Consider the following 15,371-nt stretch of genomic DNA (forward strand, 5'->3'; position numbering starts at 1 on the left):
AGTCCTTTAATATGACTATGGGAAATTAGCGTTCATTCCAACGTTTGATTGATTCGCGAATTACTTCTTTCGCCTCTTCAACATCACCCCAGTGTGTCACTTTTGTACTACCCGGTTTTTTCAACGCTTTATAATTGTTGAAATGGAATTCAATTTGTTTGATTAATTGAGCCGGCACGTCCGCAAGGCTATTGTAAGCATTGCCCGTATCGCGATCATCTGCCGGTACACAGACAATTTTATCGTCCACTTCACCGTCATCCACGAATTTCATCACGCCAATCACTTTAGCTTCAAGGAATACACCGGTTGCAAGCGGTTGGCGGGTCAGTAATAACACATCCAGTTCGTCGCCGTCTTCATCTAATGTTTGTGGAATAAAACCATAGTTGGTCGGTTTTGCAAAAATTGCCGGTTCGACACGATCTAATTGGAATGCCGCGACTTTACGGTTCCACTCGATTTTGTGGCAACTGCCTTCTGGAATTTCATTTACAACGTTGATAATCCCTGCATCAACATCACCCGGAGTTAAGATTTGATTAAAATCAGCCATTGTCTTTCCTTATTTAATAGAATTAAAAACGGCGGAAGTATAGCAGTTTTTAGATGATTTTGTCGCTCTAAATTTTCATTCAAAAACGACCGCACTTTACTCACGCAAACGTTTACATATTATATTCTTTCGGTAGAATAGCGCCCTTTCATCCTGACTTATTTTTTAGAGGCAACATGTCTAATTTAGAAAAAATCTTTGAACTGCAAAAACGTGGTTCAACTATTCGCCAAGAAATTATTGCGGGTTTAACCACATTTCTTGCTATGGTGTATTCTGTGATTGTGGTACCCAATATGCTCGGTGCCGCCGGTTTTCCCGCTGAATCCGTATTTATTGCCACTTGCTTAGTGGCGGGTTTAGGATCGATTTTAATCGGCTTATGGGCAAATGCACCGATGGCGATTGGCTGTGCTATTTCACTCACAGCCTTTACCGCATTTAGTTTGGTGATTGGTCAAGGTGTTTCTATTCCGGTTGCTTTGGGGGCGGTATTCCTAATGGGGGGAGCCTTTACTCTCATTTCAGCGACGGGGATTCGTGCTTGGATTCTACGTAATCTTCCTGCCAGTATCGCTCATGGTGCAGGGATCGGTATCGGTTTATTCTTACTTTTAATTGCGGCAAATGGCGTAGAATTGGTCGTGAGTAATCAGGCAGGTTTACCGGTGAAATTAGGCAATTTCACCTCATTTCCGGTCATGATGTCATTAATTGGTTTGGCATTTATCGTTGGCTTAGAAAAAATGCAAGTGAAAGGTGGGATCTTATGGGTGATCATTGCCATTACTATCATTGGTTTAATTTTTGATCCAAACGTAAAATTTAACGGTGAAGTCTTCAAAATGCCTACTTTTGGTGAAAATTCTTTATTTTTACAATTAGATTTACAGGGGGCATTACAACCGGCTATTTTACCTGTTGTTTTTGCTTTAGTGATGACCGCTGTATTTGATGCGACCGGTACAATCCGTGCTGTTGCAGGACAAGCCGATTTATTAGATAAAGACGGGCAAATCATCAATGGAGGGAAAGCCTTAACTTCCGATTCCGTCAGCAGTTTGTTCTCAGGGCTATTTGGTACGGCACCGGCAGCCGTCTATATTGAATCGGCAGCCGGTACCGCAGCAGGTGGTAAAACCGGGATCACTGCTATTGTGGTCGGGGTGTTATTTTTATTAATGCTTTTCTTCCAACCTCTCGCTTTCTTGGTTCCCACTTATGCCACCGCCCCGGCACTAATGTATGTCGGATTATTAATGCTAAGCAATGTAAGCAAATTGGATTTTGATGATTTTGTCGGGGCGATGAGCGGGTTAATTTGTGCCGTATTCATTGTACTCACTGCCAACATTGTTACCGGCATTATGCTTGGTTTTGCCGCATTAGTAATTGGTCGAATCGTAAGTGGCGATATTAAACGTTTAAATCTCGGTACGGTACTTATTGCTATTGCGTTGGTTGTTTTCTATGCCGGCGGATGGGCAATTTAACTTTCTTATCTAAAAATAACGAATTTTATGACCGCACTTGGTAAAGTGCGGTTATTTTTTTATGTGTTTTCACTCGACATTATGTCGCAGTGGCGCAAAACCGACATTTCAGTGTGAGTGTAAGGACACATGTAATAAGCGCTAAGATACACGCGGTACGTGCCTGCATTTTGTATTAATTTTTTTATTTTAAGTACTTGTCGGATAATACTGTTTTTATCTTTATCCGATTTTTTCTTCCCTTTGCCTAGTCCTTCCTCTCATTCAATGGTAGAATTTTACGCTTTTATTAGTAAGGAAAAATAATGACATTAGTTGAATTTGTAATGGATAAATTGGACGATTTAAAAGGTACGGATATTGTACATTTTGATGTACGGGGAAAATCTTCCATCACAGAAAACATGGTAATTTGCACCGGTACGTCAAGTCGTCAGGTTTCTGCAATGGCAGATAATTTAATTGCAGAATGTAAGAAAGCCGGAGTTGAAACCTTTGGTGAAGAGGGTAAAAATACGGCAGATTGGATCGTGGTGGATTTAGGTCAAACTATCGTTCATATTATGCAACGCGATGCACGCGAGATGTATCAATTAGAGAAACTTTGGGCGTAAAGTGCGGTCATTTTCCTGTGAGACTTATCTTGCTTGATTAAAGAGGAATACTCGTGAAAATCACATTAATTGCAGTAGGGACAAAAATGCCCGCTTGGGTGATTAACGGATTTGAAGAATACCAACGCCGTTTTCCTAAAGAAATGCCCTTTGAATTAATTGAAATTCCGGCCGGAAAGCGGGGGAAAAATGCGGATATTAAACGTATTTTAGAGCAAGAGGGAAAGGCAATGTTAGCGGCTTGTGGAAAAAGCAAAATCGTTACCCTTGATATTCCCGGTAAACCTTGGACGACAGCGCAACTCGCCGAACAATTAGAAGCTTGGAAAAATGACGGACGGGATGTGTGTTTATTAATTGGCGGGCCGGAAGGACTTTCACCGGAATGTAAAGCCGCAGCAGAGCAGAGTTGGTCGCTTTCGCCTCTCACTTTGCCCCATCCGTTAGTACGTATTGTGGTGGCGGAAAGTTTATATCGAGCTTGGTCGCTGACAACGAATCATCCTTACCATCGTGAGTAAAAGTGCGGTCAATTTTAGATGAATTTAAAGAAATTTTTTGCCGTCCCGACACATGAACCGATTCGTGATAAAAAAGCGGAGCGGAATCTGTTTGCCCGCCGAACATTGGTGGCGTTTATTGGTATTCTTGCGCTCACCGGTGTGCTATTTACCAATATCTATCATCTTCAAGTGATCAATTTTGATACTTATCAAACACGCTCTAATGGCAATCGAATTAAGCTCTTGCCTGTCCCGCCAACCCGTGGATTAATTTATGATCGCTACGGTGAATTGCTGGCTGAAAATCTGACTTTTTTCGGTTTGTACATTGTGCCTGAAAAAACTGAAAATTTAGACCGCACTTTTGAGGCACTCCGTTATGTTGTCGGTTTAACCGATGAAGATATTGAGAATTTCAAAAAAGAACGCCGACGTGGCACTCGTTATACATCTGTTATGCTCAAACCTAATTTAACGGAGGAGCAAATTGCCCGTTTTGCGGTGAACCAATATCAATTCCCAAGCCTTGAGGTACGTCCTTATTTTAAACGTAATTATTTATATGGCGATATGATGGCGCATATTCTCGGCTATGTGGGGAAAATTAACGATAAAGATGTTGAAAAACTAAAAAAAGACGAGAAATTTGCCAATTATGCAGGCTCTCATGATATGGGAAAATTAGGCATTGAGCGTTATTACGAAGATCAATTACACGGCACAACAGGCTTTGAAGAAGTGGAAATTAATAATCGTGGGAAAGTGATCCGCAAATTACGTGAACAACCTGCGGTGGCCGGTAAAAGTATTCATCTCACTATCGATCTTGCCTTTCAACGTTATATCACGGATTTGCTTGCCGGACAGACCGGTGCGGTGGTTGTGCTTGATCCGAAAGATAGCAGCGTGCTGGCAATGGTTTCTACGCCGAGTTATGACAATAATTTATTTGTGGACGGAATTTCCACTGCCAATTATAAAGCGTTATTGGAAGATCCCGCCCGCCCGCTTTATAGCCGAGCGACACAAGGGATTTACCCGCCCGCCTCAACAGTGAAGCCGTTTATTGCGGTGGCGGCACAAACGGAAAATGTGGTTAATCAAAACACCACAATTTTTGATCCGGGGTATTGGATGTTGCCAAATACGACAAAACGTTTTCGTGACTGGAAAAAAACAGGGCACGGCTATACCGACTTAAATAAGGCGATTACAGAATCTTCCGATACTTACTTTTATCAAGTGGCTTATAACCTAGGGATAGATCGTTTATCGTCGTGGATGAAACGTTTTGGTTTCGGAATGCCGACAGGAATTGAGATAAACGAAGAGGCCTCAGCCAATATGCCGACTCGGGAGTGGAAACAAAAACGCTATAAACGTCAATGGGTACAAGGGGATACGATCTCCGTGGGGATTGGTCAGGGGTATTGGACATCTACGCCGTTACAAGTGGCAAAAGCGACCGCTGTGTTGGTGAATAACGGCAAAGTAAATACCCCTCATTTAATGAAATCTATTGAGGGTGCAACGGTTGAACCTTATCAAGATCCACGGCTTTATGAAGATATTACCGAGCCGAAACAAGCCTATTGGGACGCGGTAAAACGGGGCATGTTTAATGTAGTGAATTCCGCAGCCGGAACAGGGCGAAAGGCTTTTAGCGGCGCAAACTATCACGTTGCCGGAAAATCCGGTACGGCGCAAGTATTCAGTTTAAAAGAAAACCAAAAATATAATGCGGCGGATTTAAAAAAAGAGCTTCATGATCACGCTTGGTTTACCGCTTATGCCCCTTATGAAAACCCTAGAATGGTAGTAGCGATTATTTTAGAAAATGCCGGCGGCGGTTCAAGTAATGCCGCACCGGTTGTGCGTAAAATTATGGATTATTACTTAAATAAACGTTTACCGGAAATAGAACGAAAAGAAAATGCGGATAAGCCTCAAGCGGTTAATAACACCTCATTAATGGAAAACGGAGCGGAATAATGGAAGAAAAAACACCAATTTGGCTTCGTTTATGGAAGCCGTTACATTTGGATTTTTGGTTATTACTGGGGCTAATTGCTATTAGCGGTTACGGTATGTTGGTGCTTTATAGTGCCTCGGGCGGCAGTGAAATCATGTTTAGAAATCGTATTATTCAGGTCTTCCTTGGGTTTACGGTGATGTTAGTGATGGCTCAACTTCCGCCTAAATTTTATCAGCGGATAGCGCCTTATCTTTATTTAATCGGTTTAATATTGCTAATTTTGGTGGATGCGATTGGGACAACCAGTAAAGGCGCACAACGCTGGTTGGATCTTGGTTTTATTCGTTTCCAACCTTCCGAGATTGTGAAACTGGCGGTGCCTTTAATGGTGGCGGTTTATTTAGGCAACCGCCCGCTTCCGCCAAAATTAAGCGAAACCTTTATTGCAATAGCGATGATTATTGTGCCGACGTTGTTGGTAGCAATCCAGCCTGATCTTGGCACCTCAATTTTAGTGAGTGCCTCAGGCTTATTCGTTGTTTTTCTTGCGGGGATGAATTGGTGGTTGATTCTTGCCGCTGTCGTCGGATTGGCTGGCTTTATTCCGATTATGTGGCTTTACTTAATGCACGATTATCAGCGCACCCGGGTTCTAACCCTGCTCGATCCGGAAAAAGACCCGCTCGGGGCAGGGTATCATATTCTGCAATCGAAAATTGCCATCGGTTCGGGGGGAATCTGGGGAAAAGGTTGGATGCAAGGCACCCAATCCCAACTTGAATTTCTGCCAGAACCTCATACCGATTTTATTTTTGCCGTGATGAGTGAAGAACACGGCATGGTGGGTTTTGGCATTTTAATTGCGATTTATATGTTTATCATCGTTCGTGGTTTAATGATTGCCGTTAATGCGCAAACCTCTTTTGGGCGAATTTTAGCGGGAGCGACGACGTTAATTTTTTTCGTGTATTTATTCGTCAATATTGGTATGGTGAGCGGTATTTTGCCGGTGGTGGGCGTGCCATTGCCATTATTTAGTTATGGCGGCACTTCTTATGTGGCGATTATGGCAAGTTTTGGATTAATTATGTCAATCCACACCCACCGCACAAGGTTTATCAATGGGAACTAATTGGCATTTTAGTTTTCTTACATACAGCTTATTTATTGGAAACTTCATGTTATGAAATTCAAAATGCTTGTAAAAGCGACCGCACTTATGCTTATTACGGCTTTCACCGTTTTACCGGTTCAAGCGCAGAATGATCCCTTGAAACAATATGGGATTAAAGGGGCAAATCTAACTCGTACAACATCGATTAAGTCACCAAAAAGTTATACGGTGAACGGGAAAACTTATACTACGCACAATGCTAATAGTGCCAAAGAATATTCAAAAAATGGAATAGCAAGCTATTATCATAGTAAATTTCATGGGCGCCGTACTTCTAGTGGAGAGCCTTATAATGCCAATCTCTACACGGCAGCACATAAAACCTTGCCACTCAATTCTTATGCCTTAGTTACTAATTTACGCAATAATAGGAAAACCATTGTGCGTATTAACGATCGCGGCCCTTTTAGTCGGGAGCGCATTATTGATCTTTCCTATACTGCCGCGAAGGAAATCGGTTTAATTGCCCGTGGTGTCGGGCAGGTGAAGGTTGAGGCATTACATGTGGCGGCAAATGGCAAGATTTCTGGTGCAGGAACAAAAACGCTTGCCAAACATGCGAGGACTCAAGCCGCTTCAGAGCGACTTGCCATAGCTAATATTGAAAAAAAACTCGTAAATAGGCAAAATCTATCAAAAGAACGCTATAAACTAAAAATGTTGGATTTCCACAGTGAAAATCAAGCCACCGCTATTGTTAATCGTTTGGCACTTGATAATATCAATTCACAAGTAAATCATCGAGACGGTCGGTACGAAATTCATTTTGGGCCGATAGAAGACAAACAAATGATTACACAATTAAAAATGAAATTACAAAAAATGGCTAGTGGAAATCCATTGATCGTTTATACTTACAAAAATTAAGATGTCACTAAAGGAAATTCAATGTTAAAGATAAGTACTAAATTAACAAAGACAGTATTTTTTTCAGGGATTATAGCGCTATCTTCTGCTGTTTCGGCTCAGGATATGCAATACGGTATTAGCCCACCGGAAGTGAATGCACAAACCTATATTTTGATGGATTATCACTCGGGAGCGGTACTTGCGTCGTTAAATCCCGATCAACGCCAATATCCCGCCTCCTTAACGAAAATGATGACGAGCTATGTGGTAGGGCAAGCGTTAAAACAGGGCAAAATCCATAATTCCGATATGGTGACCATTGGTGAAAGTGCCTGGGGACGTAATTTTCCTGATTCGTCAAAAATGTTTTTAAACTTAAATCAGCAGGTTTCCGTTGCCGATCTAAATAAAGGCGTGATTATTGTTTCCGGTAACGATGCTTGTGTGGCATTGGCAGAACATATTTCCGGTACGGTATTAAATTTTGTGGATACCATGAATAAATATGTCCAACAATTCGGGTTAAAAAATACAAATTTCACGACACCGCACGGTTTAGATGATCCAAACCAATACTCCAGTGCGCGGGATATGGCGCTTATCGGCGCGTATATTATTCGAGATCTGCCGGAAGAATATAAAATTTACGCGGAAAAAGAATTCACCTTTAATAAGATCAAACAACCTAACCGTAACGGTCTATTGTGGGATAAAACTATGAAGGTGGACGGTATGAAAACTGGCCATACCAGCCAAGCCGGTTATAACCTCGTGGCTTCAGCAACGAATCCGAGTAATATGCGTTTGATCTCAGTTGTAATGGGCGTTTCAACTTATAAGGGACGTGAAGTTGAGAGTAGAAAGCTATTGCAATGGGGTTTCGCAAATTTTGAAACGTTAAAAACCCTTGAAGCGAATAAAGAAATTTCGGAGCAACCGGTTTATTACGGTGATGAAAGCAGCGTGAAATTAGGCGTGTTGCAAGATAGTTTTATTACCGTGCCAAAAGGCAAACAAGCCGAATTAAAAGCCCGTTACGAGTTGGATAATAAATACTTACAGGCTCCTTTGGCAAAAGGTCAGGTGGTCGGTAAAGTGATTTATCAGCTTGACGGTAAAGATGTTGCGGTAGTTAATTTACAAGCAATGCAAGACGTTAAAGAAGGCGGATTTTTCGGCAATGCTTGGGATTGGTTGGTGTTAACGATAAAAAGTCTTTTCTAAAATCTCTTGAATTTTAACCGCACTTCCCCATTTTACAAGGGAACCCTATTACCTCAAACCGGGCAGATTTAAGATCTGCCCTTTATCTCACTCAAAATAGAGAAAAATTATGGCAACGGAACAAGATTACGAAAAATTGAAAGAATTAATGGAATTTCCTGCTGCAATGACTTTTAAAGTCGCCGGTATAAACCGTGAAGATTTAGCACAGGATTTAATTTCTGTCGTACAAAAATATATCCCGGGGGATTATATTCCTAAAGAAAAACGCAGTAGTAAAGGAACATACAATTCTGTTTCTATTGATGTGATTGCACAGAATTTTGAGCAAGTCGAAACTCTCTATAAAGAACTCGCTAAAGTTGAAGGCGTGAAAATGGTTATTTAGTATGGCGACACTACCACTTATCGTACGCCAACTTGGTTTACAGGATTATCAAGAGACTTGGCATAAAATGCAAAGTTTTACGGACAGTCGCAATGCTGAAACCACAGATGAGATCTGGTTGGTAGAACATCCTTCAGTATTTACCCAAGGGCAAGCGGGAAAACCGGAACATTTGTTGCAAAGTTCTAATATCCCCGTTGTGCAATCCGATCGTGGCGGGCAAATTACGTATCATGGGTCAGGTCAGCAAATTATGTATGTGTTGATTGATATTCGTCGCCATCAAGACCTAAATGTTCGTCAATTAGTGACCGCACTTGAGCAGGCGGTGGTAAAAACTTTAGCGGATTACGGTATTGAAGGATACCCTAAACCCGATGCACCGGGTGTCTATATTGACGGTAAGAAAATTTGTTCATTAGGATTGCGTATTCGTAAAGGTTGTTCTTTTCACGGATTGGCATTTAATATCAATATGGATTTAACGCCATTTAATTATATAAACCCTTGTGGCTATGCCGGTTTAGAAATGTGCCAACTTGCCGATTTTATCGCGAAAGAAGAGGCGACATTAGATAACGTCTCCCCCAAATTAATTAAACACTTTGCCGAACTTTTGGGCTATAATGCAACGAATTTTTAACAATAAAAAATGCCTAATTTAGGCATTTTTCTTTAGGAAAGAATCATGTCAACGCCATTTAAAATGGAACGGGGTGTCAAATATCGTGACGCAGCCAAAACTTCCATTATTCCTGTAAAAAATATTGATCCCAATCAAGAGTTACTGAAAAAACCGGAATGGATGAAAATCAAATTACCGGCAAGTTCACTGAAAATCGAAAATATTAAAAATGGTATGCGTCGTCATGGATTGCACTCGGTTTGTGAAGAGGCTTCTTGCCCGAATTTACATGAGTGTTTTAATCATGGTACCGCTACTTTTATGATTTTGGGGGCGATTTGTACCCGTCGTTGCCCGTTTTGTGATGTTGCACACGGAAAACCTTTACCGCCTGATCCGGAAGAACCGCGTAAACTCGCTGAAACTATTCAAGATATGAAATTGAAATATGTGGTGATTACATCCGTGGATCGGGATGATTTGCCGGATCGCGGTGCTGGGCATTTTGCAGACTGTGTAAAAGAAGTGAGAGCGTTGAATCCGGGAATTAAAATTGAAATTTTAGTACCGGATTTTCGTGGTCGTATCTCCCAAGCATTAGAAAAACTGAAAGAGAATCCACCGGATGTATTTAATCACAATTTAGAAAATGTACCGCGTCTGTACAAAGAAATTCGTCCGGGGGCGGATTATGAGTGGTCGCTAAAACTACTTCGTGAATTTAAGGATATGTTCCCGAATATCCCGACAAAATCGGGTTTGATGGTTGGTTTGGGTGAAACGAACGAAGAAATTTTAGAGGTTATGCAGGATCTACGTGATAACGGTGTGACAATGCTCACTTTAGGGCAGTATTTACAGCCAAGCCGTCATCATCTTCCGGTTGCACGTTATGTACCGCCGGCAGAATTTGATGAGTTCCGAGACAAAGCTAATGAGATGGGTTTTGAACACGCGGCTTGCGGCCCTTTTGTTCGTTCCTCTTATCATGCGGATCTCCAAGCCAGTGGCGGTTTAGTAAAATAAAAACGGCATCAAAAATGACCGCACTTTTACTGAGTAAAACGGGTTGCTTTTAAAAAGCAACCCGTTTTTTTATCGGTCTAAGCCACCCAAAGCAATACCGCCAGTAGCTGCGGTGAAATAATCCTCAGGAACATTACTAACGGATAAACCGTCGCGTAAGAAAGTGAAGCGGCACCATTGTCTTCTTTGATTTCATTGGCGAAGGCTAGAGCAGGTGGATCCGTCATCGAACCGGCAAGTAGCCCGCAAATACTGAGATAATTAAGTTTGGCATATATGCGAGCTATCATCCCAACAATCATCAATGGGATGAAGGTAATAAACATGCCATATCCCATCCATTCAAGCCCAGCTCCATTGACCAACGTATCGACAAAATTACTGCCGGATTTTAAACCCACAACCGCAAGGAAAAGCACAATACCGATTTCACGTAAGGCAAGGTTCGCACTTGGCGGCATAAACCAGTAAAGTTTCCCTATGCTACCGACTCGGGCAAGAATCAATGCGATAACAAGCGGCCCTCCCGCCAAACCGAGTTTAAGAGCGACAGGGAAACCGGGGATATAAAAAGGGATAGAGCCGAGTAAAACCCCTAAGCCGACCCCAATAAATACGGGTAGCATTTGTACTTGTTGGAGTTTTTGTTGTGCATTGCCGATAACGGAAATGGCTTGATTTAGCACATCGGCATGCCCGACCATATGTAGCACATCGCCAAATTGCAGTGTGCTGTTACCACTTGGCACCAATTCCACACCTGCACGGTTTAAGCGTGAAATGACAACACCATATTTTTGGTGCACATGAAGCGTGCGGATTTTCTTACCCAATACTTTTTCATTGGTGACAACGACACGCTCGGCACGAATTTCTCCACTGTTGGAAAGGGGAGGCATATCCACTTCATCACCAATAATTAAGCGCATTTTTTTCAGTGCTTTTCCTTCACCGACTAAATGTAATATATCGTCAAGATGAATTTCAGTATTGGCTTTGGGAACGATCACGCTGTCTCCGCGTTTTAATCGCGAACAAACGACGTCTTCATCATCAAATCCCGGAATCTCGACTAAAGTGATACCCTGTAAATTTTGATTGCTTACTTTCACCGAAATAGTATGTAAATTTTCTTTATCGTGCCCATTTTCTTTGTTAAAACGATTTGCTTCGTCTTCAATTTTTATTTTAAAGAATAGACGAATCAACCACATAGCAAGCAAGATTCCACAAATTCCGAAAGGATATGCCATGGCGTACGCCATACCCATTGTTGCGGTAGCTTGTGACATACCTAATTCGCTCAAAACCAGCTGACCCGCCCCTAGAGAAGGGGTATTTGTTACTGCACCGGAATAAATGCCTAAAACAATATCCAACGGCACATTGGCGATTTTGTGTAAAACGAAAACAAAAAATGAACCGATGAATACGATTAAAATTGCGAGTATATTGAGTTTTAAACCGGATTCCCTCAGTGAGGAAAAAAAGCCTGGCCCCACCTGAATCCCAATGGCATAAACAAATAAAATTAAACCGAATTCCTGCACAAAATGCAGAATATCGACATTCAGTTGTAAGCCATATTGGCTGGTAAAATGCGAAACAATAATTCCGCCAAATAATACGCCGCCAATTCCTAAGCCGACACCTTTAATCTTCCAATGTCCAATCCATAGCCCGATAACTGCAGCAAGGGCTAGGAGACTAATCGTGATTGCAATCTCGCTCATGCTAACCTCATTAACTAAATCTAACTATTATGGATTATAGCAATTTGAATTTTGAAAACGGTAACTAAACTCAAAAAATGATAACTTCATCACAATTTTTCTTGCTTAATCATAAACTCTGCCTAAAATGACCGCACTTTTATTTTTTACGGGTATATTTTTATGGATTACGGACAAGAAGCGATCACATCGCTCCTTTGGATTTTAAGAACGCTTGCTATTACAGCAGTGGTATTTAGTTTAGGGATTTTTTTACTAGTGCGTTTTACGCATTGGGGAAAGCAATTTTGGATGTTTGCCGGCGGTTATCTTTCGCCAAAGCGTAGCATTAAACCCTTATTATTTTTCTTGTTGATTGTAGCACTGACTCTAGTGAGTGTACGTGTCAGTTTAGTGTATTCCGAATGGAACAATAGTATGTACACGTCGCTACAAGAATTTAATGAACCTGCCTTTTGGCAACAAATGGTACTGTTTTGTATCATTGCCACCAGTGCAGTTTCCACTTATCTAGTAAGCTATTATGTAGAACAACGTTTTGTGATTGATTGGATTACTTGGCTCAATGATGAGCTAGCCAGTAAATGGATGGCAAATCGCGCTTACTATAAAACCCAATATCTGTCCGCTAATTTAGATAACCCTGATCAACGGATTCAACAAGATATACAATCTTATGTCAAAACTACATTGTCATTAAGCACCGGTGTTATTGATGCGGTTACCTCCATGATTTCTTATACTATTTTATTATGGGGATTGGCGGGACCAATGATGTTCTTCGGTATAGAAATTCCGCATATGATGGTTTTCTTGGTCTTTGCTTATGTGATTTTTACTACGCTGATCGCATTTAGACTTGGTCGTCCGCTCATCGATCTAAATTTTGCTAATGAACGTCTCAATGCAAACTATCGGTATTCCCTAATCCGTATTAAGGAATACGCAGAGAGCATTGCGTTTTATGCCGGAGAAAAGGTCGAGCAAAATCAGCTTTATCACCAATTTCGTTCGGTGATCAAAAATATGTGGAATATTGTATTTAGAACCTTAAAATTTTCCGGTTTCAATATAGTAGTGACCCAAGTTTCCGTGGTATTTCCCTTATTGATCCAAGTAGGTCGCTATTTTGAAAAACAGATCAAGCTGGGAGATTTAATGCAAACATTACAAGTGTTTGGTCAATTACATTCTAATTTGTCTTTCTTCCGTAGCACGTATGATAACTTTGCCGGTTATAAAGCGACACTTGACCGTTTAACCGGCTTTACTTATGCCATTGATATGGCAAATCGCGAATCGAAAACAGATATTCAAGTCAGTGAAAAGGATGTGATTTTTGAACATTTAAGCATTAAAAGCCCTTTTGGGCAGACATTAATTGAGAATCTCAACTTGGTTTTACCACTGGGGGCAAGTTTATTGATCCAAGGAGATTCCGGAGCAGGAAAAACGACTTTATTACGTACCGCAGCGGGGCTTTGGTCCTATTCTCTAGGAAAAGTGTATTGTCCGAAAGCGAAACTTTTTCTCTCACAAAAACCTTATTTGCCGCAGGGTAGCCTACTGACAGCATTGGCATATCCAAAAAATGTGGAAGAAATCGACCGCACTTTGGCGGAACAAATCTTACATAAAGTTCAACTTGGACATTTACTCGAACGTATTGAGCAAGACCAAGATTGGACTCGTATTCTTTCCCCTGGCGAGCAACAACGTCTAGCCTTTGCCCGACTATTGCTGCATAAACCGAAAGTCGCCTTTTTAGATGAAGCAACGGCGAGTATGGATGAAGGATTGGAATATGAGATGTATCGTTTATTAAAAGATGAATTACCGACAACGACAATTATTAGCGTGGGGCATCGTTCTACATTGAAGGCTTTCCATCAACAGCAGCTTCATCTTTTGTCTAAAGGTGAATGGTCGTTAAGTCAGCTCAATGGATAACTCAGTAAAAGTGCGGTCGTTTTTTTAGCGCATTTTTCTTGCGTAGTATAAAAATACTGTTATCAATAGCGATTTTTTGGTACATTTAGCACAATTTTTGTGTATTCAAATATGATCAAATTTTTAATCAATTCAAATTAACGGAATTATTATGTTATTTAAAAAAATACGCGGTTTATTTTCAAATGATCTCTCTATCGATTTAGGTACGGCAAACACGCTGATTTATGTAAAAGGGCAGGGGATTGTGTTAGATGAGCCTTCTGTCGTGGCGATTCGCCAAGATCGTATGGGGGCGTTAAAAAGTATTGCTGCGGTAGGTAAAGAAGCCAAACAAATGTTAGGGCGTACGCCAAAAAGCATTGTGGCTATTCGTCCGATGAAAGATGGTGTGATCGCAGACTTTTTTGTAACCGAAAAAATGTTGCAGTATTTTATTAAACAGGTTCACAGCGGCAACTTTATGCGCCCAAGCCCTCGCGTATTAGTGTGCGTACCGGCAGGTGCTACGCAGGTTGAACGCCGTGCAATTAAAGAATCGGCGATTGGTGCGGGGGCACGTGAAGTGTATTTAATTGAAGAACCGATGGCGGCGGCAATCGGCGCAAAATTACCGGTTTCTACCGCAGTCGGATCAATGGTCATTGATATTGGTGGGGGAACAACCGAAGTCGCCGTGATTTCTTTAAACGGTATCGTGTATTCTTCTTCTGTTCGTATTGGCGGTGACCGCTTTGATGAAGCGATTATTTCTTATGTGCGTCGTACTTTTGGCTCAGTCATTGGAGAACCTACGGCAGAGCGTATTAAACAAGAAATTGGTACGGCTTACATTCAAGAGGGTGATGAAATTAAAGAAATGGAAGTGCATGGTCATAACCTCGCTGAAGGTGCGCCTCGTTCTTTTAAATTAACCTCTCGTGACGTATTGGAGGCCATTCAACAGCCTCTAAACGGTATCGTTGCGGCAGTACGTACGGCACTTGAAGAATGTCAGCCGGAACATGCGGCGGATATTTTTGAGCGTGGTATGGTTTTGACCGGAGGCGGTGCATTATTACGCAATATTGATATTTTGCTTGCGCGTGAATCCGGTGTTCCGACGATTATTGCTGAAGAGCCGCTCACTTGTGTGGCGCGTGGAGGCGGTGAAGCGTTAGAAATGATCGATATGCATGGTGGCGATATTTTTAGCGATGAAATCTAATGTATTATCAATAAAAAGTGCGGTTGATTTTGACCGCACTTTTGTTTTAAGCCA

Annotated in this window: 14 protein-coding genes; 12 read left to right on the forward strand and 2 right to left on the reverse strand. The window is 41.5% G+C overall.

From position 1 onward, the window contains the following. Window positions 1–25: 25 nt before the first annotated feature. Complete coding sequence (locus FEE42_RS10875; RefSeq protein ID WP_005695476.1) at window positions 26–556, reverse strand: inorganic diphosphatase; 531 nt, start codon at window positions 554–556, stop codon at window positions 26–28. A gap of 176 nt (window positions 557–732) precedes the next feature. Here FEE42_RS10875 and FEE42_RS10880 point away from each other — a divergent pair, with 176 nt between their 5' ends. The 10 genes from FEE42_RS10880 to lipA all read left to right on the forward strand — a co-directional run bounded on the left by FEE42_RS10880 (window position 733) and on the right by lipA (window position 10,427). Then, entirely contained in the window at window positions 733–2,049 is a 1,317-nt protein-coding gene (locus tag FEE42_RS10880; RefSeq protein ID WP_077582283.1) for an NCS2 family permease, read from the forward strand. Window positions 2,050–2,354: 305 nt separating this feature from the next. After that, entirely contained in the window at window positions 2,355–2,663 is a 309-nt protein-coding gene (gene rsfS / locus FEE42_RS10885) for a ribosome silencing factor (protein ID WP_018355407.1), read from the forward strand. Window positions 2,664–2,716: 53 nt separating this feature from the next. Continuing rightward, entirely contained in the window at window positions 2,717–3,184 is a 468-nt protein-coding gene (rlmH, locus tag FEE42_RS10890) for a 23S rRNA (pseudouridine(1915)-N(3))-methyltransferase RlmH (protein ID WP_077582284.1), read from the forward strand. A gap of 18 nt (window positions 3,185–3,202) precedes the next feature. Beyond that, window positions 3,203–5,158, forward strand: coding sequence for a penicillin-binding protein 2 (gene mrdA / locus FEE42_RS10895; RefSeq protein WP_164028563.1), 1,956 nt, complete (start codon window positions 3,203–3,205; stop codon window positions 5,156–5,158). Next, window positions 5,158–6,273: a rod shape-determining protein RodA gene (gene rodA / locus FEE42_RS10900; RefSeq protein ID WP_059367525.1), complete on the forward strand. Its 1,116-nt coding sequence runs from the start codon at window positions 5,158–5,160 to the stop codon at window positions 6,271–6,273. Before mrdA ends, rodA begins: the two co-directional genes overlap by 1 nt. 51 nt (window positions 6,274–6,324) lie before the next feature. Beyond that, the gene (locus tag FEE42_RS10905) at window positions 6,325–7,182 is read left to right on the forward strand and encodes a septal ring lytic transglycosylase RlpA family protein (RefSeq protein WP_059367520.1); all 858 of its coding nucleotides are present in this window, start codon (window positions 6,325–6,327) and stop codon (window positions 7,180–7,182) included. Between the two features lie 21 nt (window positions 7,183–7,203). Next, the gene (locus tag FEE42_RS10910; RefSeq protein WP_059367514.1) at window positions 7,204–8,388 is read left to right on the forward strand and encodes a serine hydrolase; all 1,185 of its coding nucleotides are present in this window, start codon (window positions 7,204–7,206) and stop codon (window positions 8,386–8,388) included. Window positions 8,389–8,497: 109 nt separating this feature from the next. Then, on the forward strand, window positions 8,498–8,776 hold the full coding sequence (gene ybeD / locus FEE42_RS10915) for a DUF493 family protein YbeD (protein WP_059367510.1): 279 nt from the start codon (window positions 8,498–8,500) through the stop codon (window positions 8,774–8,776). A gap of 1 nt (window position 8,777) precedes the next feature. Continuing rightward, window positions 8,778–9,419 (forward strand): lipoyl(octanoyl) transferase LipB, encoded by a 642-nt coding sequence (gene lipB, locus FEE42_RS10920; RefSeq protein ID WP_059367501.1) that lies wholly within the window; start codon window positions 8,778–8,780, stop codon window positions 9,417–9,419. Between the two features lie 45 nt (window positions 9,420–9,464). Continuing rightward, window positions 9,465–10,427, forward strand: a complete 963-nt coding sequence (gene lipA / locus FEE42_RS10925; RefSeq protein ID WP_135968759.1) for a lipoyl synthase — start codon at window positions 9,465–9,467, stop codon at window positions 10,425–10,427. A gap of 77 nt (window positions 10,428–10,504) precedes the next feature. Here lipA and FEE42_RS10930 read toward each other — a convergent pair whose 3' ends face one another. Next, window positions 10,505–12,160: a putative transporter gene (locus FEE42_RS10930; protein WP_059367497.1), complete on the reverse strand. Its 1,656-nt coding sequence runs from the start codon at window positions 12,158–12,160 to the stop codon at window positions 10,505–10,507. 162 nt (window positions 12,161–12,322) lie between these two features. On the opposite strand from FEE42_RS10930, the gene FEE42_RS10935 reads away from it, so the two are divergent. Both FEE42_RS10935 and FEE42_RS10940 read left to right on the forward strand, forming a co-directional pair. Then, window positions 12,323–14,110, forward strand: a complete 1,788-nt coding sequence (locus FEE42_RS10935) for an ABC transporter ATP-binding protein/permease (RefSeq protein ID WP_135968760.1) — start codon at window positions 12,323–12,325, stop codon at window positions 14,108–14,110. A 151-nt stretch (window positions 14,111–14,261) separates the two neighbouring features. After that, window positions 14,262–15,317 (forward strand): rod shape-determining protein, encoded by a 1,056-nt coding sequence (locus FEE42_RS10940; protein ID WP_059367493.1) that lies wholly within the window; start codon window positions 14,262–14,264, stop codon window positions 15,315–15,317. Window positions 15,318–15,371: the final 54 nt, after the last annotated feature.

The organism is Rodentibacter caecimuris (genome assembly GCF_010587025.1).
GTDB classification, from domain to species: domain Bacteria; phylum Pseudomonadota; class Gammaproteobacteria; order Enterobacterales; family Pasteurellaceae; genus Rodentibacter; species Rodentibacter caecimuris.

Bases quoted from the DNA above. Each gene is read 5' to 3' on its own strand.
- FEE42_RS10930 (WP_059367497.1), bottom strand. From the start codon at position 12,160: ATGAGCGAGATTGCAATCACGATTAGTCTCCTAGCCCTTGCTGCAGTT.
- FEE42_RS10905 (WP_059367520.1), top strand. From the start codon at position 6,325: ATGAAATTCAAAATGCTTGTAAAAGCGACCGCACTTATGCTTATTACG.
- FEE42_RS10880 (WP_077582283.1), top strand. From the start codon at position 733: ATGTCTAATTTAGAAAAAATCTTTGAACTGCAAAAACGTGGTTCAACT.
- FEE42_RS10940 (WP_059367493.1), top strand. From the start codon at position 14,262: ATGTTATTTAAAAAAATACGCGGTTTATTTTCAAATGATCTCTCTATC.
- lipA (WP_135968759.1), top strand. From the start codon at position 9,465: ATGTCAACGCCATTTAAAATGGAACGGGGTGTCAAATATCGTGACGCA.
- FEE42_RS10875 (WP_005695476.1), bottom strand. From the start codon at position 556: ATGGCTGATTTTAATCAAATCTTAACTCCGGGTGATGTTGATGCAGGG.
- rodA (WP_059367525.1), top strand. From the start codon at position 5,158: ATGGAAGAAAAAACACCAATTTGGCTTCGTTTATGGAAGCCGTTACAT.
- ybeD (WP_059367510.1), top strand. From the start codon at position 8,498: ATGGCAACGGAACAAGATTACGAAAAATTGAAAGAATTAATGGAATTT.
- FEE42_RS10910 (WP_059367514.1), top strand. From the start codon at position 7,204: ATGTTAAAGATAAGTACTAAATTAACAAAGACAGTATTTTTTTCAGGG.
- rsfS (WP_018355407.1), top strand. From the start codon at position 2,355: ATGACATTAGTTGAATTTGTAATGGATAAATTGGACGATTTAAAAGGT.
- FEE42_RS10935 (WP_135968760.1), top strand. From the start codon at position 12,323: ATGGATTACGGACAAGAAGCGATCACATCGCTCCTTTGGATTTTAAGA.
- lipB (WP_059367501.1), top strand. From the start codon at position 8,778: ATGGCGACACTACCACTTATCGTACGCCAACTTGGTTTACAGGATTAT.
- mrdA (WP_164028563.1), top strand. From the start codon at position 3,203: ATGAATTTAAAGAAATTTTTTGCCGTCCCGACACATGAACCGATTCGT.